General features: G+C 72.6%; 20 protein-coding genes. 5 read left to right on the top strand and 15 right to left on the bottom strand.

All coding sequences use genetic code 11. From position 1 onward, the window contains the following. Positions 1 to 77 precede the first annotated feature (77 nt). From ACIHFD_RS32535 to ACIHFD_RS32500, 8 genes are all read right to left on the bottom strand, one after another. A complete protein-coding gene (locus tag ACIHFD_RS32535; RefSeq protein ID WP_397370125.1) occupies positions 78 to 1652 on the bottom strand; it encodes a PucR family transcriptional regulator in 1575 nt (524 codons plus the stop codon). After that, positions 1649 to 2695: a DUF917 domain-containing protein gene (locus tag ACIHFD_RS32530; RefSeq protein WP_397370124.1), complete on the bottom strand. Its 1047-nt coding sequence runs from the start codon at positions 2693 to 2695 to the stop codon at positions 1649 to 1651. Before ACIHFD_RS32530 ends, ACIHFD_RS32535 begins: the two co-directional genes overlap by 4 nt. 32 nt (positions 2696 to 2727) lie before the next feature. Further along, positions 2728 to 3648, bottom strand: a complete 921-nt coding sequence (locus tag ACIHFD_RS32525) for a hypothetical protein (protein ID WP_397370123.1) — start codon at positions 3646 to 3648, stop codon at positions 2728 to 2730. After that, positions 3645 to 4952, bottom strand: a complete 1308-nt coding sequence (locus ACIHFD_RS32520; protein WP_355200918.1) for an MFS transporter — start codon at positions 4950 to 4952, stop codon at positions 3645 to 3647. The genes ACIHFD_RS32525 and ACIHFD_RS32520 overlap by 4 nt, the downstream gene beginning before the upstream one ends. Positions 4953 to 5121: 169 nt before the next feature. After that, on the bottom strand, positions 5122 to 6078 hold the full coding sequence (locus ACIHFD_RS32515; RefSeq protein ID WP_397370166.1) for an alpha/beta hydrolase: 957 nt from the start codon (positions 6076 to 6078) through the stop codon (positions 5122 to 5124). A gap of 101 nt (positions 6079 to 6179) precedes the next feature. Continuing rightward, positions 6180 to 6935, bottom strand: a complete 756-nt coding sequence (locus tag ACIHFD_RS32510) for an ATP-binding cassette domain-containing protein (protein ID WP_397370122.1) — start codon at positions 6933 to 6935, stop codon at positions 6180 to 6182. Beyond that, positions 6932 to 7963 carry an ABC transporter permease gene (locus tag ACIHFD_RS32505; protein ID WP_397370121.1) on the bottom strand — a complete coding sequence of 344 codons (1032 nt, stop codon included), beginning with the start codon at positions 7961 to 7963 and terminating at the stop codon, positions 6932 to 6934. Before ACIHFD_RS32505 ends, ACIHFD_RS32510 begins: the two co-directional genes overlap by 4 nt. Further along, on the bottom strand, positions 7960 to 8943 hold the full coding sequence (locus tag ACIHFD_RS32500; RefSeq protein WP_397370120.1) for a sugar ABC transporter substrate-binding protein: 984 nt from the start codon (positions 8941 to 8943) through the stop codon (positions 7960 to 7962). Before ACIHFD_RS32500 ends, ACIHFD_RS32505 begins: the two co-directional genes overlap by 4 nt. Before the next feature lie 118 nt (positions 8944 to 9061). On the opposite strand from ACIHFD_RS32500, the gene ACIHFD_RS32495 reads away from it, so the two are divergent. Then, on the top strand, positions 9062 to 9700 hold the full coding sequence (locus ACIHFD_RS32495; protein ID WP_397370119.1) for a TetR/AcrR family transcriptional regulator: 639 nt from the start codon (positions 9062 to 9064) through the stop codon (positions 9698 to 9700). Here the strand turns inward: ACIHFD_RS32495 and ACIHFD_RS32490 are convergent. Beyond that, on the bottom strand, positions 9697 to 10521 hold the full coding sequence (locus ACIHFD_RS32490) for an HpcH/HpaI aldolase/citrate lyase family protein (protein ID WP_397370118.1): 825 nt from the start codon (positions 10519 to 10521) through the stop codon (positions 9697 to 9699). The two genes, ACIHFD_RS32495 and ACIHFD_RS32490, sit on opposite strands and share 4 nt — an antisense overlap. Next, positions 10518 to 11705, bottom strand: coding sequence for a CaiB/BaiF CoA transferase family protein (locus ACIHFD_RS32485; protein WP_397370117.1), 1188 nt, complete (start codon positions 11703 to 11705; stop codon positions 10518 to 10520). The genes ACIHFD_RS32490 and ACIHFD_RS32485 overlap by 4 nt, the downstream gene beginning before the upstream one ends. 54 nt (positions 11706 to 11759) lie before the next feature. Here ACIHFD_RS32485 and ACIHFD_RS32480 point away from each other — a divergent pair, with 54 nt between their 5' ends. From ACIHFD_RS32480 to ACIHFD_RS32470, 3 genes are all read left to right on the top strand, one after another. Further along, a complete protein-coding gene (locus tag ACIHFD_RS32480) occupies positions 11760 to 12413 on the top strand; it encodes a GntR family transcriptional regulator (protein ID WP_397370116.1) in 654 nt (217 codons plus the stop codon). A 124-nt stretch (positions 12414 to 12537) separates the two neighbouring features. Then, on the top strand, positions 12538 to 13263 hold the full coding sequence (locus ACIHFD_RS32475; protein WP_397370115.1) for a hypothetical protein: 726 nt from the start codon (positions 12538 to 12540) through the stop codon (positions 13261 to 13263). Between the two features lie 31 nt (positions 13264 to 13294). Beyond that, positions 13295 to 13999, top strand: a complete 705-nt coding sequence (locus ACIHFD_RS32470; RefSeq protein WP_397370114.1) for an HAD family hydrolase — start codon at positions 13295 to 13297, stop codon at positions 13997 to 13999. A gap of 5 nt (positions 14000 to 14004) precedes the next feature. Here the strand turns inward: ACIHFD_RS32470 and ACIHFD_RS32465 are convergent, their stop codons facing one another. After that, on the bottom strand, positions 14005 to 14778 hold the full coding sequence (locus ACIHFD_RS32465; protein ID WP_350731948.1) for an inositol monophosphatase family protein: 774 nt from the start codon (positions 14776 to 14778) through the stop codon (positions 14005 to 14007). 103 nt (positions 14779 to 14881) lie between these two features. Between ACIHFD_RS32465 and ACIHFD_RS32460 the strand changes: the two genes are divergently transcribed. Next, positions 14882 to 15622, top strand: coding sequence for a GntR family transcriptional regulator (locus tag ACIHFD_RS32460; RefSeq protein WP_397370113.1), 741 nt, complete (start codon positions 14882 to 14884; stop codon positions 15620 to 15622). On the opposite strand, the gene ACIHFD_RS32455 is transcribed toward ACIHFD_RS32460, so the two are convergent. The 4 genes from ACIHFD_RS32455 to ACIHFD_RS32440 form a co-directional block, all read right to left on the bottom strand. Further along, positions 15566 to 16213 (bottom strand): DedA family protein, encoded by a 648-nt coding sequence (locus ACIHFD_RS32455; protein ID WP_350731945.1) that lies wholly within the window; start codon positions 16211 to 16213, stop codon positions 15566 to 15568. The two genes, ACIHFD_RS32460 and ACIHFD_RS32455, sit on opposite strands and share 57 nt — an antisense overlap. A 69-nt stretch (positions 16214 to 16282) precedes the next feature. Beyond that, a complete protein-coding gene (locus tag ACIHFD_RS32450; RefSeq protein WP_397370112.1) occupies positions 16283 to 17272 on the bottom strand; it encodes an aldo/keto reductase in 990 nt (329 codons plus the stop codon). Positions 17273 to 17303: 31 nt separating this feature from the next. Then, complete coding sequence (locus tag ACIHFD_RS32445; protein ID WP_397370111.1) at positions 17304 to 17834, bottom strand: hypothetical protein; 531 nt, start codon at positions 17832 to 17834, stop codon at positions 17304 to 17306. Positions 17835 to 17930: 96 nt separating this feature from the next. Beyond that, on the bottom strand, positions 17931 to 18716 hold the full coding sequence (locus ACIHFD_RS32440; RefSeq protein ID WP_397370110.1) for a hypothetical protein: 786 nt from the start codon (positions 18714 to 18716) through the stop codon (positions 17931 to 17933). Positions 18717 to 18796: the final 80 nt, after the last annotated feature.

Here is an 18796-nt window from a genome sequence, read left to right as displayed (position 1 = left end):
GCGGCCCGCACAGGAGGAGGCCCCCGCCAGTGCATCCCGCCCGGTCGGCGCGCCCGTCGGAAGGGCGGTCGGCGGGCTCAGCGGAGGAGGACGTGGCAGGCGAGTTGCAGAGCCAGGCGGGTGGCGGCGTCGTCCAGGTCGAAGCCCGCGGCCTTGATGCGCTCCAGACGGGTCGTGATCGTGTTGCGGTGCACGCCCAGCCGCTCGGCCGCCTTCAAGGCGCCGCCCTCGTCCAGGACCGCGGCCAGCGTCTCCAGCAGCGTGCCGTCCTTGTCGACCGCCAGCAGCGGCCGCAGCACGACGGTGGCCGGGGTGCGCAGGACGCCGGTGGGCAGCGCGCCCAGCAGCTCGGCCGGGCCCATCCGATCCGCTCGCGCCACGGTGCCCGGTCCCGACACGAACGCCGCCGCCTCGGCTCCCAGCAGCGACTCCTCGACCGACCGCAGGCCCTCCACCCGCGCGCCGACCCCGGCGGCGCACGGCCAGGGCATCGTCCGCAGGCAGCGGTGGAGGCGTTCGGCCAGCTCGCCGGGGTCCAGCTCCGACCATCCCGCCCAGCCCTCGCCGCGCGGCAGCACGGGCACCTGGCCCACGGCCGCGGCGATGAGCGTCCCGGCCAGCGCGGCGTCGCCCGCCTGCGCCGTCGGCCGGACCTGGTAGGCGGTCAGCGCGCCCTCGACGGGCCAGCCCAGCGCGATCGCCTCCGCCCTCGCCCCGCCCTCCTCCGGCTCCCCGGGCTCCTGCTGGGCTTCGGCGAGCAGGCGTTCGGCGAGGGCGCGCCGCAGGGCGAAGTCGCGGGAGGCGCGCAGCCGCTCCTGCGCGGCCCAGGCGGTCAGCGGGGCCACCGCCAGCCTCAGCACGGTACGGACAGCCGCGGGCCATCCGGGCGACCGGGACGACCCGGCGGCCACGAGCGTGCCCAGCACGCCGCCGTCCAGATCCGGCACCTCCACCTCGGCCGACCACCGCGCCCCCACCCCACCACCGGTCCGGGCACCCCCTTCGGGTGGCGTGCCGTGATCGTCGTCCCCAGAGGGCTCCGATCGCCCTCGGCCGTCGGCGCCCTGGGCCTCCGTGCTCAGGCGAGCGATGCCCGGCCGGTCGACGGCGCGGGCCCCGGCCAGGTGCCGGCCGTACCGGTCGATGAGGGTCACCGAGGTGCCGGGCAGCTCGGCGTTCAGGACGCCCAGCACGCGGCGGGCCGAGGGCCCGGCCTCGGCCAGGCGGGTGGCGCAGCGGGCCACGAGCTGGGTGCGGGCCGCCTCGGGGCGGGCGGCGGCCGAGGCGACCCGGACCGCGACGATGAGCGGATCCTCGTCCACGAAGATCAGCGTGACGCCGAGCCGTTCCGCCAGCACCTCGCCGGAACCCTCGCTCAGCCCGCCCGCCGGCGCGATCACGCACGCCGCCGCCTGCTCCCACGCCCGGCGGGTGGCCATCTCGACGGCCCACCCGCCGCTGGCCGCCGTCCCGATGAGGACCACCGCCGTGTGCGGCGCCACCGTCCCGAACACCGACAGCTCGTCCACGATCCGCACCTGGTGCACGGGGTTCTCGCCCGAGCCGTACATCCTGGCCCCGGCCAGCGGTCCGGCGTTGACCAGCTCGGCCACCGTGACCGGCGCCTCCCACCCCGCCCGCGGCCCCGTCACAGCGGGATCCCGAACGCCTGCAGCCCGCCCAGCCGCTGCCCCCGATCCGTGTGCCACACCGGTGCGGCCTTCACGACCATGACGTCCACCTCCAGGCCGGGCACCGCCTTGTCGACGTCCACGACCATCCCGTCGGCCGTGGAGATCATGCAGATCTGGTCCGGCGTCATCGCCACCGCGGCCCCGTCGGCCAGGGCGAGCACGATCTCGTTGTGGGCCTCCAGCCGTACCAGCCGGCGCAGCCCCTCCGTCTCCTGCACCACGATGCTCGACGGCAACGACGGCAGCGACACGTCGGCGCCGTGCCCGGTGCTGCCCTCCACCGTCAGGATCCGTCCCCTGCACAGGGTCCGCACGCCGAACGGCGCCGCGGTCGAGCGGGGCGCGCCGGGCTCGCCCGCCCGCAGCAGCAGGCTCACCGTCCCGGGCACGAGCACCCGCGCCAGGTCGCCGGCCGCCATCGGGTAGCAGGCCGCCACCGCCCACCCGCCGACCGACAGCACGACGGGGCGCATCAGCTCCTCCACCCGGTCACCGGCCGTCTCCAGCAGCACCAGCTCGCCCGATCCGCCCGCCAGCGCCAGGGGCGCCGGGCTCATCCCGCCCAGCGCGTACGTCGTCTGCTCCAGCAGCGGGAACACCCGCCCCGTGCCGTCGCCGTCCACCAGCGGCACCCCCAGCTGGGCCGCCGCGATGAGCGGGACGAGGGCGTTCTCGGCGGCCAGGTTGAGCGCGACCACGGCCCCGGCCCGCTCCCCCAGCCTGCGCTCCAGCGCCCGCACGGCACGGGCGGGCTCGTCACCCGTCGGCAGCTGCTCCCCCAGCGCGGTCGTGGACCCGACCAGGCTGACCGCCACGCACAACGTGTCCGGCGCCAGTTTCTCGGCCGCCACCAGTTCGACGCCCGGCCCGATCAGCGAGCCCGCCCAGTCGAGGGTGAGGGTGTGCGCCGACTCCGCCGCCCCTGTCGCGAACATCCTCGCCCCCGCCGAGAGCCGCGCGAGCCCGTCCTCGTCGATCATCACGGCCCCGCGCGGATTCATGGGCGGATTCATGGGCGGGTTCATGGGCGGGTTCATGGCATCGTCCCCTCGGCCGTCACCCGCACCCGGTAGAGCCCGTCCGGCAGGTACGACAGCGGGTTCACGGTCGTCTCCGCGATCCTGGCCGAGCCGGGCAGGGCGCCCGCGCTGACCACGCGGGTGAGCGCCTCGTCCCTGGCGTCCTGGAGCACCCGGTCCAGCTCCGCCCGCCCCCGCGCCTGCACGATCCGCTCCACCTGCGCCTCCGGCCGCCCGATCGCCGCCCCGTACGCCGCCGCCACCTCGCCGGGGACGCCGGGGAGCACCACCCGCCCGCGCGCCAGGCTCGCCGTCCCGCCCAGGTCGCAGGCCAGCGGGTAGCGCCGGAAGTAGTGGGCCGACACCAGCCCGCCGCCCGACCTGGCGAAAAACACCGGCACCCCGGGCAGCTCCCGGGCCGCCTCGTCGGCGATCCGCCCCGCCTCGGGGCCGAGCGCCGCGTTGCGGATCGTGGCCTGCTCGCGCTCGCGCAGCCCCGGATGGCCGAACTCGTACGACAGCGTGATCCGCGCCTGCGGCACCTCGGCCGCGATGATCGCGGCCACGGCCAGCTCGTGGTCGGCCAGCATGGGGGAGCCGGTCGCGGTCACCGCGAAGTCGGTCAGCCCGCACGTGGCGGTGAAGCGCCGGACCGCCTCGGTGTCCAGCGGCGCCAGCACGCGCCCGGTGAGGCTGTGGCCGCCGCGCACGATCGTGGCCGTCCCGGAGCCGACGCGCGGCCGCAGCGCCTCGGGGCACGGCCCGCCCACCCGGATCGCCGCCACCGCCGCGGTGGGCACGTCGCCCAGGTCCACGGCCACGCACGCCCGCGCCGCCGCGCGGGCGGCGGCGCGGCTCACCGGCCACTCGGGCGCGCCGTCCCTGACGGCCACCAGCACCGGCGAGGGCCGTACGAGGGCGACGCCGAGGATCACTCCAGCTCGCGTCCTTCGGTCTCCGGCAGCGGCACGGCCAGCAGCGCCGTGGCCACCATGAACGCGTTGATGATCAGCATGGTAGCGGTGAACCCGGTGGCGTGGGCCAGCAGCGCCCCCACCGCCGACGGCGCGACCGTGGTGGCCACGAGCTGCGCGGCCGTGGCCCACGAGTAGCCGGTGCCGCGCAGGGCGGTCGGGTAGAACTCGCCGTTCCAGGTGTTCCAGACGCCCCAGGCGCCGAGGCTGAAGAACGACAGCACGAAGTTGCCGAGGTACAGGCCGGTGGTCGAGGAGGCGGTGGCGAACCAGAGGCCGCCCAGCAGCGCCGCCACGACGTAGACGAGGAACACCTTCTTGCGGCCGAACCGGCCGGTCAGCAGGGAGGCGCTCACGTACCCGGGGATCATCATCAGCGCGCTCAGCGCCGCGAAGCCGAGCGAGGCCGACAGCGTCAGGCCCTTCTGCTGCAGCAGCGTCGGCAGCCACGTCTGCAGGCCCCAGTAGCCCCAGTTGAAGACGAAGTTCAGCAGCAGCATGACCACGGTGATACGAGCGAGCCCGCCCCGGAACAGGTCGAGCGGCCGTCCCACCCGTTCGCTCGCCACGGTGAACGTGGCTTCGGAGTCGGGGCTGTTCAGCGCGCGCAGCACGGCGCGCGCCTCCTCCTGGCGGCCCCGGGCGGCCAGCCAGTACGGCGACTCCGGCACCCATGCCCGGATCGCGAACGCCCACAGCCCCGCCGCCGCGCTGGCGATCACCACGACGTGCCAGCCCAGGCCGCCCAGCGTCATCGACGCCCCGATCGCGGCCAGCATGCCGATCGGCCACCCGATCGACAGGTAGACCGCCGCCCGCCCGCGCGAGCGGGTCGGCAGCAGCTCCAGGAAGTAGGGGAAGGTGATCGTGTAGACGCCGGCCAGCGCGAGCCCGGAGGCCACCCGGAGCGTCACCAGCACCGTCATGTTCGGCGCGAACGCCGAGGCGAGCGCGATCACCCCGTACGCCAGCAGCGACCAGAACGCGACCGGCTTGCGACCGACGCGGTCGGCCACCGGCCCCCACACCAGCACGCCGGGGATCATGCCGAAGGCGACCGCCGACAGCACGACGCCGACCCCGGCCTCGTCAATCCCGAAGGCGGTGCCGAGGTCGCCGGAGACGTAGACGAGGGCGAGCTGCTCCCACGACTCGATGACGAACGCGATGAACAGCGCGAGCGCGATGAGCACGTGCCTGCGGGTGAACGGCATCCGATCGAATGCCGCGCCGATGGGGATCGTTCGGGAGTCGACGGCGGTCATGGAAGCTCCTCGGAGGGGGGCGCTGAATATGGCCGCACCATAAAGCCGCCCTCGTCCGGCGGCCCTGTGCATGCCGCACTGGCGGGCCGCACGATCTGTGCGGCCCGCCCTGCGTCAGGGGGCGGGCGGCGTAATAAGGGCCCCGGGGGAACCGCCGCGGGCGCGTAGATCAAGACTCGATCCACCGCCGCAGCATGGTCGTGGCCAGGGTCATGGCCGTCTTGCAGGCGTTCGTGTCGCGCAGCTTGTCGAGCATGACGAAGTCGTGCACGATGCCGGCCATCCGCACCGCCGTCACGTCGTTGCCCAGCTCGCGCAGCCGCGCCGCGTACAGCTCGCCCTCGTCGCGCAGCACGTCCGCCTCGCCCGTGATGATCAGCGCGGGCGGCAGGGCGCGCAGCTCCTCCGACCGGGCCCGCAGCGGCGAGGCGTGACTCTCGCCCCGCTGGGAGGACTCGGGGGTGTACTGGTCCCAGAACCACTTCATGCCGTCGCGGTTGAGGTAGTAGCCGGAGGCGAACTGCCGGTAGGACTCGGTGTCGAAGCTCGCGTCCGTGACCGGGTAGAACAGGCACTGCCCGCGCAGCTGCACGAAGTTGAGCTTCCTGGCCATCATGGCCAGCACGGTCGCCATGTTGCCGCCGACCGAGTCCCCGCACACCGCCATCCGCGCCGGGTCCAGGTTCTTCTCCTTGCCGTGCTCCGACACCCAGCGGGCCGCGACGTAGTTCTGCTGGATCTGCGTGGGGTACTTCGCCTCGGGAGCGCGGTCGTACTCCGGGAAGACGACGGCGGCGCCGCAGCGCACGGACAACTCCCGCACCAGCCGGTCGTGGGTGTGGGCGGAGCCGAACACCCAGCCCGCGCCGTGGATGTAGAAGATGACCGGCATGGTCCCCGTGGCGCCCTTGGGCCTGACGATCCGGACCGGCACCAGGCCGGTCGGGCCGCCCTGGACCTGGATCCACTCCTCGTCGATCTCCGGCCTGGGCACGTTCGGGTCAGACTGGAGCCGCTCCAGCGCCTCGCGACCGTCCTCGGGCGGCAGCTCGTAGATGAACGGGCGCCGGGCGGTGGCGTCCGCGAACTCCTGCGCCGCGGGCTCCAGGACGACCCGCTTGATCATTGTGGTCACGATGACCCCCAGGTGAATGTCACGCCGAGGGATTTGTGCCTATTCGCACCTCCAGACCACCGCCCAAAATCGTCAAATTCCCCCCAAAATGGTTACTCCCGTTGCAGCTCGTGCGCCAGCTCCTCCAGCTCCGCCCCGCCCGCCATGAGCGTGGTCAGCTCCTGCGTGGTGATGTCGGCCTTGCCGTACTCGCCCACGCCGGCGCCCCGGTTGAGCAGCAGGAACCGGTCGCCGACCGGGTAGGCGTGGTGGGGGTTGTGGGTGATGAAGACCACGCCGAGCCCCCGGTCGCGGGCCCTGGCGATGTACCGCAGCACCACCCCGGCCTGCTTGACCCCCAGCGCGGAGGTGGGCTCGTCGAGGATGAGGACGCGGGCGCCGAAGTAGACGGCCCTGGCGATGGCCACCGACTGCCGCTCGCCGCCGGACAGCGTGCCGACCGGCTGGTCCACGTCGCGGATGTCGATGCCCATGGCCCGCAGCTCCTCGCGGGCGACCTTCCTGGCCTTGGCCACGTCGAAGGCCAGGCCCTTCTTCGGCTCCGAGCCGAGGAAGAAGTTCCGCCAGACCGACATGAGCGGGATCATCGCCAGGTCCTGGTAGACGGTCGCGATGCCGCGGTCGAGCGCGTCGCGGGGGCTGGCGAAGCGCACCTCCTGGCCGTCCACCAGCAGCGAGCCGGCGTCGTGCTGGTGCACCCCGGCGAGGATCTTGATGAGCGTGGACTTGCCGGCGCCGTTGTCGCCGAGCACGCAGGTCACCTCGCCGGCCCGCACGCCCATCGACACCTCGCGCAGCGCCAGCACCGACCCGAACGTCTTGCCGATGCCCCGGGTCTCCAGAATCAATGCTTCACCTCCTCGGCGTACCGCCTGACCAGGCGGTTGGCCAGCGTCGCCAGCAGCAGCATCGCTCCCAGGAAGAACTTGAACCAGTCGGCGTTCCAGCCCAGGAACACGATGCCCTTGTCGGCCATGCCGAAGATGACCGCGCCGATGGCGGCCCCGATCGCGGAGCCGTACCCGCCGGTGAGCAGGCAGCCGCCGATGACGGCGGCGATGATGTAGATGAACTCCTGCCCGATGCCGATGTTGGCCTGCACGGAGGTGTAGCGCAGCGCGAGGATCGTGCCGACCAGCCAGGCGGCGAACGCCGTCGTCATGAACAGGGCGATCTTCGTACGGGCGGCGGCCACGCCGACCGCGCGGGCGGCCTGCTCGTTGCCGCCCACCGCGAAGATCCAGTTTCCGATCTTGGAACGCATGAGCACCCAGGTGGCCACGGCGGTCACCAGGATCCACCACAGGATCGCCACCCGGAACGAGGTCCCGCCGATCTGGATCGTCCCGGCGAGGATCGCGTTCGCGGCCTCGAAGCCGGGGGCCCGGCGCAGGCCGCTGACCTGCACCGTCCCGGTGATGGCCTTGGTGACGCCGAGGTTGAGGCCCTGCAGCATGAGGAACGTGCCCAGCGTGACGATGAAGCTGGGCAGCCTGGTCCTGGTGACGACCAGGCCGTTGGCCAGCCCGATGGCCAGCGCCACGACCAGCCCGACGAGCATCGCCGCCCACACGCTGAACCCGTAGCGGGTGGCCAGCGTGACCAGGATCAGCCCGCTCGTGCCGGTCAGCACGCCGGCCGACAGGTCGAACTCGCCGCCGATCATGAGCAGCGCGACCGCGACGGCCATGATGCCGAGCGTGGCGGCCGGGTCGAGCCAGTTCGCGATGCCGTCCGGGGACCGGAACACCGGCGACTGGGAGGCGAAGAACACGAACACCACGACCAGCCCGACCACCGCGCCCAGCTCGGGCCGGATCAGCAGCCGGCGGGCCAGACCGACGTCGGCGACCCGCTCGTCGGCCGCCAGGGTCATCGCGTGCCCGCCTCGGCCAGCTTGGCCACCTGCTCGGCGTTGTCCTTGGTCACGAAGCCCGGCCCGGTGTTGACGGGCAGGCCGCCGCCGACGGTGTTGAGGTTGTTCTTGTACAGGTTGAGGAACGTGATCGGCAGGTAGCCCTGCAGGTACTGCTGCTGGTCCACGGCGAACAGGATCTCCCCGTCCTTGATCGCGCTCACCACGTCGCCCGACAGGTCGAACGTGGCCAGCTTGGCCGGCGAGCCCGAGTCCTTGATGGCGTCCCTGGCGGCGATCGCGACGGCCGGGTTGAGCGCGAGCACGCCGTTGACCTGCTTGTCCGACTGGAGCTTGGCGGTGACCTTGGAGGTGACGTCGGCCAGGTTGCTCACGTCGACCTGCAGCCGCTCGACCGTGCCGCCCAGTGTCTGCTCGGCGCCCTTGCAGCGCTGGTCGAGGCCGACGTTGCCGGCCTCGTGGATGACGCACAGCAGCTTGGTGACGCCGGCGGCCTTGAGCTGCTCGCCCGCGCCGCGCCCGGCCACGTCCTCCGACTGTCCGACGTGCGTGATCGCGCCGAACGCCTTGGAGGAGTCGGCGCCCGAGTTGATGGTGACCACCGGGATCTTCGCCGCGACGGCCTTGCCGATGGCCTCCTTGAGCGCGTCGGGGTTGGCCATGGAGACCACGATGCCGTCCACCTTCTCGGAGACGGCCTGGTCGATGAGCTGCGACTGTTTGGCGGGGTCGCCGTCACCCTGGTAGGTGACCTTCACTCCGTACTGTTTTCCCGCGGCCTCGGCGCCGTTCTTGACCACGTCCCAGAAGGAGTCGCCGGCGGCTCCATGGGTGATGACGGCGAAGCTGGCGCTCGCGGCAGCCGGGGCGGCGGCGGAGCTCGCGGCGGGAGCGCTCTGCGCGCTCTGCCCTCCGGAAGAGGAGCAGCCGCTCACGGCCAGCGCGCCCAGCAGGGCCAGCACGATCGGGGTACGTCTCATAGGACACCTCCAAGACCAACGGGCTCGCCCTGGTTCTACCTCAATATCATTTCTATGTATAGACATGCGGACTTGTTCACAGTAGAACGGAACCTTACGTTCCAATATACTGTCAGGTATGACGAGCGCACCCATGAGCGGCCGCAAAGCACAGGCCGCCCGCAACGACGAGTTGATCCTGCAGGCGGCCCGGGCGGTCTTCACCGCCGACCCCGGCGCCCCCATCGCGGCCGTGGCCGAGAAGGCGGGCGTCGGGATCAGCGCGCTCTACCGCCGCTACCCCAGCAAGGAGGCGCTGCTGCAGAAGCTGTGCGGCGACGGCCTCAAGCTCTACATCGAGATCACCGACCGGTCGCTGGCCCAGGAAGGCGACCCGTGGGAGGCGTTCGCCGCGTACATGCGCGGCATCGTGGACGCCGACACCAACTCCCTGACGATCAAGCTGGCGGGCACGTTCACACCGACCGAGGAGCTGGGCCGCGACGCGATCCAGGCCTCGTCGCTGGCCACCGAGGCGCACCGCCGCGCGGTGGAGGCCGGCGTGCTGCGGCCGGACGTGACCACGGCGGACATCGCGCTGCTGTTCGAGCAGCTGGCCTCGATCAAGCTCGGCGACGAGGAGCGCACCGCGCAGCTGCGCCACCGCTACCTGGCGCTCGTGATGGACTCGCTGCGGATGCCGCCGGCGCACCGGGAGCTGCCGGGCCCTCCCCCCGTGGACGAGGAGCTGTCGACGCGCTGGTACCCGTCCTCCTAGCCCTCCGGGTCGGCCAGGCGGCGGGCCAGCGCCACGGTACGGCGGGCCCGGGCGACGATGGGGGCGTCCACGAAGCGGCCGTCGGGTAGCGCGACCGCGCCGAGGCCCGCCCGCTCGGCCTGCTCGGCCGCCTCGACGATCTCCGCGGCCCTGGCCGTCTCCTCCTCCGAGGGGCGGAACGCCCGCCTGATCACGGGGATCTGGCGGGGGTGGATGGCGGTCCTGCCGAACATGCCGAGCCCGCGGCCCGCCAGGCAGGAGGCCAGCAGGCCGGCCTCGTCCTTGACGTTCGGGTAGACGGCCATGGGCACCGGCGGCAGGCCGGCCGCCGCCGCGGCGAGCACCACCTGGAGCCGCAGGTGGTGCATGGCCTGCTCGTCGGTGATGGCCAGCTCGGCGGACAGGTCCTGCTCGCCGAGCGCCACGCCGGCGACCTTCGGGTGCGCCGCGATCTCGCGTGCCGCGACGATCCCGGCCGCCGACTCCAGCAGCGCGTACGCCGGAGCGCCGGTGACCGCGTCGAGCACGGCCACGGACTCGACCTTGGGCAGCCGCACGGCGTCGGCGAGCTCCCCGACGGCCTCGAGGTCGGCCAGCCCCCGCCCGGTGGCCAGGTCGTTGACCCGCACGTGCACCCGCGCCTCCCCCTCGGCGTGCCCGCGGGCGCGCAGGTAGGCGACGGCGTTGGCGCGGGCCTCGTCCTTGCGGGCGGGCACGACCGCGTCCTCGAGGTCGATGATGACGACGTCCGCCCCGGAGGCGACGGCCTTGTCGAAGCGCTCGGGCCGGTCGCCGGGCACGTACAGCCAGGTGACGATCACGCGATCACGCCCTCTTCGCGCAGGGCGGCGATCGCCTCGCCGGTGTAGTCGAGCTCCGCGAGCACCTCGTCGGTGTCGCGCCCGAGCCGCCGCCCCGGCCAGCGGATCTCTCCGGGCGTGTCCGACAGGCGGAACAGCACGTTCTGCAGGGTGACCTTGCCGAGCTCCTCGTCCGGCACCTCCACGAACGTCTCCAGCGCCGCGTACTGCGGGTCCTCGGCGATGTCGGAGACGTCGTAGATGGGCGCGATCGCGGCCTGCGCCTCCTCGAAGCGGGCGATGACCTCGTCGGCGTCCCGCTCGGCGATCCACGACGCGACGGCCTCGTCCAGCTCGTCCACGTGCTGCACGCGCCCGCTGCCGCTGGCGAACCACGGCTGCTCCACCAGGTCGGGCCGCCCCACCAGGGCGACCACCCGCTCGGCGACGGGCTGGGCGCTGGTGGAGATGGCCAGCCACCGCCCGTCACGGGTCCGGTACGTGTTGCGCGGCGCGTTGCTGCTGGACCGGTTGCCGGTGCGGCGCGGCACGACGCCCAGCGCCTTGTACGCGCTCATCTGCGGCCCCAGGATGCCCAGGATCGGCTCGATGATCGCCAGGTCGATGACCTGCCCCCGACCGCTCTGCTCCCTGGCGCGCAGGGCCACCATGATCGCGTACGACATGGCCAGGCCCGCGATGCCGTCGGCGAGCGCCAGCGGCGGCAGCGTGGGCGGCCCGTCGGGCTGCCCGGTCATGGCCGCGAACCCGCTCATCGCCTCGGCCAGCGTCCCGAACCCCGGCTGCCTGGCCATCGGCCCGAACTGCCCGAACCCGGTCATCCGCGCCACGATCAGCCGCGGGTTGAGCTCGAGCAGGTCTTCGGGGGCGAGGTTCCAGCGTTCGAGGGTGCCGGGGCGGAAGTTCTCGATCAGCACGTCGGACCGCTCGGCCAGGCGGCGCAGGATCCCCTGGCCGTCGGGGTGCGACAGGTCCACGGCCGCCGTGCGCTTGTTGCGCGCGAGCGTCTTCCACCACAGGCCCACGCCGTCCACGGACGCGCCGTGCCCGCGCGACGGGTCGCCGCGCCGGGGGTGCTCGATCTTGATCACGTCGGCGCCGAAGTCGCCCAGCATCATCGCGGCGGAGGGACCGGCGAACAGGGTCGCCGCGTCGATGACCCGAAGGTCTGCGAGGCTCGTCATAGGTATGTAACTTATAAGAAATATGTCATAGGTCAATCTATGGAAAATGGGGACATGTCGCCTACTGAGCCGCGGCCGCCGATGAGCAAGGCCGAGTACGTCTACAGCGTGCTGCTCGACGAGATCCGCACCGCGCGGATCCCGGGCGGCACGGCGCTGCGGGCCGGGGAGGTGGCCCGCCGGCTGGGCGTGTCGGTCACCCCCGTGCGCGAGGCGCTGCGCAGGCTGGAGAAGGACCGGCTGATCAGCTACGAGGCGCATCACGGCGCGACCGTCGTGGACCTGGGCGACGATGCCCTGGCCGAGTACTACGGCCTGCGCGCGGTGGTCGAGGGTCTGGGCGCGCGCCTGGCGGCGGGCCGGATCACCCCGGAGGAGCTGGCCGGGCTGCGCGAGCTGCACGCCTCGATGGCCGAGGACGCCGCGCACGGCAGGCACGACCGGCTCGGGGAGCAGAGCGTTCGATTCCACCTGCGCATCGTGGACATCGGCGGCCCGGCCTTCCTGGGCGCGCACGCCAGATCGGTGCGCAACAGCGTCCCGGTGCCCGCCGACGCGTCGCTGTGGCTGGACGAGGCCCAGGTGCGGGCCCAGCTCGACGCGCACGAGGGCATCCTGGCCGCGCTGGCGGCCGGCGACGCCGAGGCCGCGGAACGCATCATGATCGACCACGTGCGCCGGGCCGGGGATTACCGGCAACAGCACTGACCGAATACGTACGTCACGGCCGCCGATGACAAAAATCAGCGTTCGGCCCTGCTCTATTGCAACTCGATTACACCTGTTGCACGATGGCCACTCAAGTGGTCTGGCACCCGAGGGGGCAGGGACTGTGGCGGACGCGTGGATACTGCATCCCGACTACCGGACCCCTCCGGTCCCCGCAGCCGCAGGCATCGTCCCAGGCCCCTGGCGGCACCCCGACGGCGGCCAGATCATGAACGGCACCTACGAACGGCCCCTTCCCGACCGGCAGGTCGAGGTCGTCACCATCTGGTACGGCTATGCGCTCAGCCACTGGAGCGGGCCGCGCATGCCGCGGTTCAGCAGCCCGCTGGTCTCGGCCTGGAACCCGGTGCTGGCCCAGGGGCTGGCCGTCGACCCGGGCTCCCCTTCGCCGTACCACGACGAACTGTGGTGCGACCGGTGGATCGCCGACGCCCTGCTGTACGGGCGCAAGCCGTACGGGGCGTTCACGCTGCCCGCGGCCGAGGCGCTGCGCTGGTTCGCCAAGAGCGGCGGCACCGGCCTCGTCTACCACGCCGAGCCGGTCGGCGGGCTGATCAGGGTCGTGGCGGGCACGACCGAGCGCTATGCGCAGCTGTTCGACCTGGACGCGCTGATCGCCGACTACCGCGGCGCGCTGCCGTCCGACCTGGCCGAGCCGGAGGTGGCGGCGCTGGAGGCGCACGGCGGCCACTCCCCCGCGCTGCACTACATCCTCAGCGAGAACGGCGAAGCCCGCTTCGCCCGGGCGCCGCTGTCGGTCCGCGGCCTCACCCTCGGATACCCTCCACGGGAGACGGCCGCCCGCATCGCCGCCGCGGCCCTCTCGTGACCGCACCCACCACCGGAGCCGGAGCCACGCCGTGACCGCGAGACCCATGCCGGGCGTGAAAGGTGTCCTGTTCGACCTGGACGGCACCCTGCTCGACCACCGCAGCGCCGCCGACGCCGCGATCACGGCATGGATGACGGCGCGCTTCCCCGGCCACCCGCGCCTGGACGAGGCGGCCGCGCTCTGGGAGGTCCTGGAGATGCGGTACCTGACGATGTGGCACGCGGGCGAGTGCACCCATCAGGAGCAGCGGCACCGCCGCCTGACCTCGCTCTGCCGGGAGCTGGCCGTGCCGGTGCCCGGTGACCTCGACGCGGCCTACGCCGACTTCGGCGATCGCTACCGGCAGGGCTGGAGCGCCTACCCGGACGCGGCGGGGGCGGTGGCGGAGCTGGGCGGGTTCGCGCTCGGGGTGCTGACGAACGGGGCGCAGCAGATGCAGGAGGCGAAGGTCCGCGCGATCGGGCTGGCCGACCTGATCGGGCCGGTGCTGACGGGCGAGGTGCTGGGCGGCCACTTCAAGCCGTCACCCGCCTCCTACACCGGCGCCGCGGCGGCACTGGGGCTGGCGCCGGAGCAGGTGCTGCTGGTGGGCGACGACGTCGACAAGGACGTGACGGGGCCGGCGGCGACCGGGATGCGCTCGGTCTGGCTCGACCGGCTCGGGGTCGAGCCGCCACCCGCCGGCTTCCCGCGCATCACCTCACTGACCGAGCTCCCGCGGCTGCTTCGCTAGCGGCGTCACCGGGGCGCCAGCTCGGCCAGCACCGAGCCGTCCAGGTCGAAGCCGCCCACATGCGCCAGGTAGGACCCCTGTGCCAGCGGGTCGCCGAGGTAGACGCCGCCCGCCTGGCGCACCAGCAGCGCCCCCGCGGCCACGTCCCAGGGGTGGGCGCGGGTGCCGTAGGCGGCGTCCGACCAGCCGGCGGCGACGTGCGCGAGCTTGAGCGCGGCGCTGCCCGGCTTGCGCACGGCCGAGAAGGACTCCAGGAACCGGCCGTAGCGGCGCAGCGCCTCCTCTCCGTCCGCCTCCAGGTCCGCGGGCGTCGGATAGCTCGACAGCAGCATCGCCTCCCGGTCTCTCGTGGCTCCGGCGCTCCTCAACGGGGTGCCGTTGCACCAGGCCCCCTCGGTGGAGGCGCCGAACTCGTCCTCGCGTACGGGGTCGTACACCACGCCGGCGACCAGCTCGCCGCGCGCGGCCACCGCGATCGACACGCAGAAGAACGGCAGCCCGGCGGCGAAGTTGGCGGTGCCGTCGATGGGGTCGATGTACCAGACGAGGTCGCCGGAGCCGGTCGTGCCGCCCTCCTCGCCGACGATCACGCTCTCGGGCACGCGGGCGGCGATGACCGCGCGGATCGTCTCCTCGGCGGCGCGGTCGTGCTCGGTCACCGGGTCGTGGAAGTCGCGTTTGGTGGACACCTCGGGCCGGGATCTGAAGGCCTTGCGCAGCCGGGGCCCGACGGCTCTGGCCGCCTCGGTGGCGATGTCCAGCAGGTACGTCACGTCCATCTTCACTCCCGAAGCAGGGGAAAGGGCATCATGACCCTCTATGCCCACTTCGCCCGGCCCCGTTGTTTGTCAGGACATTCTGACCTGCGTTAAGCTGATCAGCATGACCGCGAATCTCGCCATCGACCTGGACCGATCCAGTCCCGTGCCGCTCTACTTCCAGGTGGCCGAGCAGATCGCCGAGGCCATCCGGCGAGGGGACCTGGCGCCCGGCTCCCGGCTGGACAACGAGATCCTGCTGGCCGACAAGCTGGGCCTGTCGCGGCCCACGATCCGCCAGGCCATCCAGTATCTCGTGGACAAGGGCCTGCTGGTGCGCAAGCGCGGCGTCGGCACCCAGGTCGTCCACGGGCAGGTCAAGCGCTCGGTGGAGCTGACGAGCCTCTACGACGACCTGCGCAGGGCGGGCCAGGAGCCGGCCACGCAGGTGCTGGCGCTGGAGCCGCGCCCGGTCGAGGAGGAGGTCGCCCAGATCCTGGGCGTGGAGGTCGGCGCGGAGATCCTCTATCTCGAGCGCCTGAGGTTCGCGGCCGGGGAGCCCCTGGCGGTGCTGCACAACTGGCTGCCGCTCGGCCTGGCCCAGCTCACCGCCGCCGACCTGGAGAGCCGCGGCCTGTACGAGCTGCTGCGCGCCGCGGGCGTGCGGATGCGGGTCGCCAACCAGCGGATCGGCGCGCGGGCCGCCACCCAGGCCGAGGCCAGGCTGCTGGACGAGCGCCGCGGCGCGCCGCTGCTGACCATGGTCCGCACCACGTACGACGACCAGGGCCGGGCCGTCGAGCACGGCTCACACGTCTACCGGGCCTCGCACTACTCCCTCGAGGTCACTCTCATCGAGCGCTGAGGCGGCCCGCCGCTTCAGGTAGAGCGTGGTGCAGATCCCGAACACCACGGCCACCACGAGCCCCACCCACGAAAAGCCCTTCAGCCACTTCTCGGCGACGAGCCCGAGATAGAAGATCACCGTGGTGGTGCCGCCCGCCCACACGATCCCGCCGAGCACGTTGGCGACGGCGAACTTCCAGTACGGCATGCGCAGCGCCCCCGCCAGCGGCCCGGCCAGGATGCGCAGCAGCGCGATGAAGCGCCCGACGAAGACCGCCCACACCCCGAACCGCTGGAAATACCCTTCGGCCTTGGCGATGTGCCGGGGCCCGAAGTGCTTCGGGAAGCGCCGCCCGAGCCGCTCGAACAGGGGCGCGCCGCCCCTGCGCCCGATCGCGTAGCCCGCGGAATCCCCCAGGATGGCCCCGGCGCTCGCGCACGCACCGACCCAGAAGGGGTGCACCACGCCCTTGGAGGCCAGGATCGAGGCGCTGACCAGGACGATCTCGCCGGGCAGCGGGATGCCGAGGCTCTCGAACCCGATCACCAGCGCGACCATGGCGTAAAGCCAGCCGGCCGGGATCGCCTGCAACCATTCGTCGATATGCACGCGCGCAACCCTAGCGCCGTCACATCACCACAAGACCCGCGATCGAGACCTTCCTTCCGCACCGGACGGTCAGCGTTCGCTGTCCAGCATGGACATCTGCGCCTCGGCGTACCGCGAGCCGGCGGCGGCGCCCTCGGGGACGGCCGCCTCGACGGCCGCCAGGTCCTCGGCGGTCAGGCTCACGTCCAGGGCGCCCAGGGCCTCGGCCAGCCGCTCGCGCCGCCGCGCCCCGACGAGCGGGACGATCTCCTGGCCCTGGGCCAGCACCCAGGCGATGGCCAGCTGCGCGACCGTGGCCCCCTTGGCCTCGGCGAGGCTCCGCAACGCCTCCACCAGCGTGAGGTTGTGCGCCAGGTTGTCGCCGGAGAAGCGCGGGCTGGCGGCGCGGAAGTCGCCGGCGACCACCTCGCGGTCCTTGGACCAGTGGCCGCTGAGCAGCCCCCTGGACAGCACCCCGTACGCGGTCACGCCGACGCCCAGCTCGCGGCAGGCCGGCAGGATGTCCCGCTCGATGCCCCTGGACAGCAGCGAGTATTCGAGCTGCACGTCGGCGATCGGGTGGACGGCGTGGGCCCGCCGGATGGTCTCGGCCCCGGCCTCCGACAGCCCGACGTGCCGCACGCGCCCCTTGGCGACCTCCTCGGCGATGGCGCCGACGGTCTCCTCGATCGGCACGGCCGGGTCGACCCGCGCGATCCGGTAGACGTCCACGTGGTCGGTGCCGAGGCGGCGCAGGGTGTAGGCGAGCGAGCTCTTGACGGCCGCGGGCCGGCCGTCGTAGCCGAGCCAGTTGCCGTCGTAGTCGCGCTGCGCCCCGAACTTCACGCTGATCCGCACGTCGTCGCGCGAGCGGCCGTCGAGCGCCTGGCGGATGAGCAGCTCGTTGTGGCCCATGCCGTAGAAGTCGCCGGTGTCGAGCAGCGTGATGCCGGCGTCGAGGGCGGCGTGGATGGTGGCGATGGACTCGGACGTGTCGGCCGGCCCGTAGAAGTCGGACATTCCCATGCAGCCCAGCCCGAGGTCGGACACGACAGGTCCGTCGGTTCCCAGAGTTCTCATACGGCAAGTATGCCCATTGGACTGACAGATTTCAATTTTTGTCAGCCCGTCGTCCGATCCGCTCGGCATCGGCCCGGGAGGCGACGCGGACGAAGGTGAGATGCGCGTTGGCGGGATCTTCGGCCGCCCGCCGGTAGCGCTCCCGGTAGACGGCGTGCTGCTTCCAGGCGAACCGGATGATCGACTCGTCCTTGTCGAGGAGGAAGCGGAAGGATTCCCTGTTGCCGTTCCACAGCTCGGCGCCGGTGGCCATCCGGCGCAGCGTCCTGACCAGGAGCTGGCGCATGACCGCCGGCCTGGGCAGGTCGATCCAGACCACGGTGTCGGCCCGCGACCACACCAGGTCGCGTACGGCGGAGTAGTTGCCGTCGACCACCCACCCGTCCGCCGCCGTGAACACGTCGACCTCGGCCCGGAACTCCTCCGGCGGGCGCGGCGTCCACCCCGCCATGTGGAAGACGGAGTCGAGCTCCAGCCACGGCACCCCCAGCCGCCCGGCCAGCGCGGCCGCCAGCGTCGACTTCCCCGACCCGGAGTTCCCCACCACGGACACGCGTCTCACCCGGCACAATCTACTGCCGGGCGGGCCGGCAAAAGGAGCCGCGCTCCACGTACAGCGAGTTCACGTGGGAGTGGCCGCAGCGCTTCGACGGGCGCGTCACATGCTGAGGTCCCCCGTCTCCATGTAGATCTCGTCGACCACCTCCACCTGGGCGTGGAAACCGTGCTCCCCGGTACGGGAGACGCCCAGGTCGAAGTCCCCCTCCGCCGTGTCGCCCACCACGAGCCGCCGCCGGGGCGTGTCCGCCCGGCCGAACGTCACCGGCACCGGACGCTCGAAGTCCGCGGGCGGCTCTCCGGTGACGCCGGGCTCGTGGCGCACGGTCCCCGGGACCAGGCGGACGGCGAGGACCTGGTCGAAGTCGGGGCGGGCGGTGATCTCGTGCGCGAGGTGCAGCCCGCCCGCCCGGCCGAAGCACAGGTAGCTCAGCGGCGCCTGGTCGTCGTGACGGGCCGCCGGGTCGAGCCGCCGGAAGAAGAAGACGCGCTTGATGCGCGCCGTGACGTCCTCGGCGATCGGGGTGCCGCCGCGCTCGAAGTGCCCCCGGAAGACGGTGCCCCGCACCGAGGTCCGCACCGGCCCGCCGTCGGGGTCGAGCTCCAGGATGTCGAACGGGTCCGGCACGAACGTGCGCAGGTCGTCGACCTTGCGCACCGCCTCGCGCACGTCGTCGCGGAAGCCGACCTCCATGAGCACCTGGAAGCGGTGCGCCGGGACGTGGAACATCGGCAGGTGCGAGAAATAGAGCGGGTCGTCGCCGAAGAGCAGCATTCCGTGGACGTCGAACGTCTCGGGCTGGGACCGGTCATGGCCCTGGTCGTGGTGCGCGTGCATGGTCGCCTCCGGTTTTCCGCTGGGCACCCAGTACAGCCCCGGCGGCACGATGAACGCCTGAGTACGGGCTACTCAATCGCCCCCGTGTAATCGGCGCTCAAGTGGCGTGCAATCCGTCCCGCGTACAA

The sequence above is a fragment of the Nonomuraea sp. NPDC051941 genome (assembly GCF_044593615.1).
The sequence above is the reverse complement of the archived record's forward strand: the minus strand, read 5'-3'. Positions and strand labels throughout refer to the sequence as shown.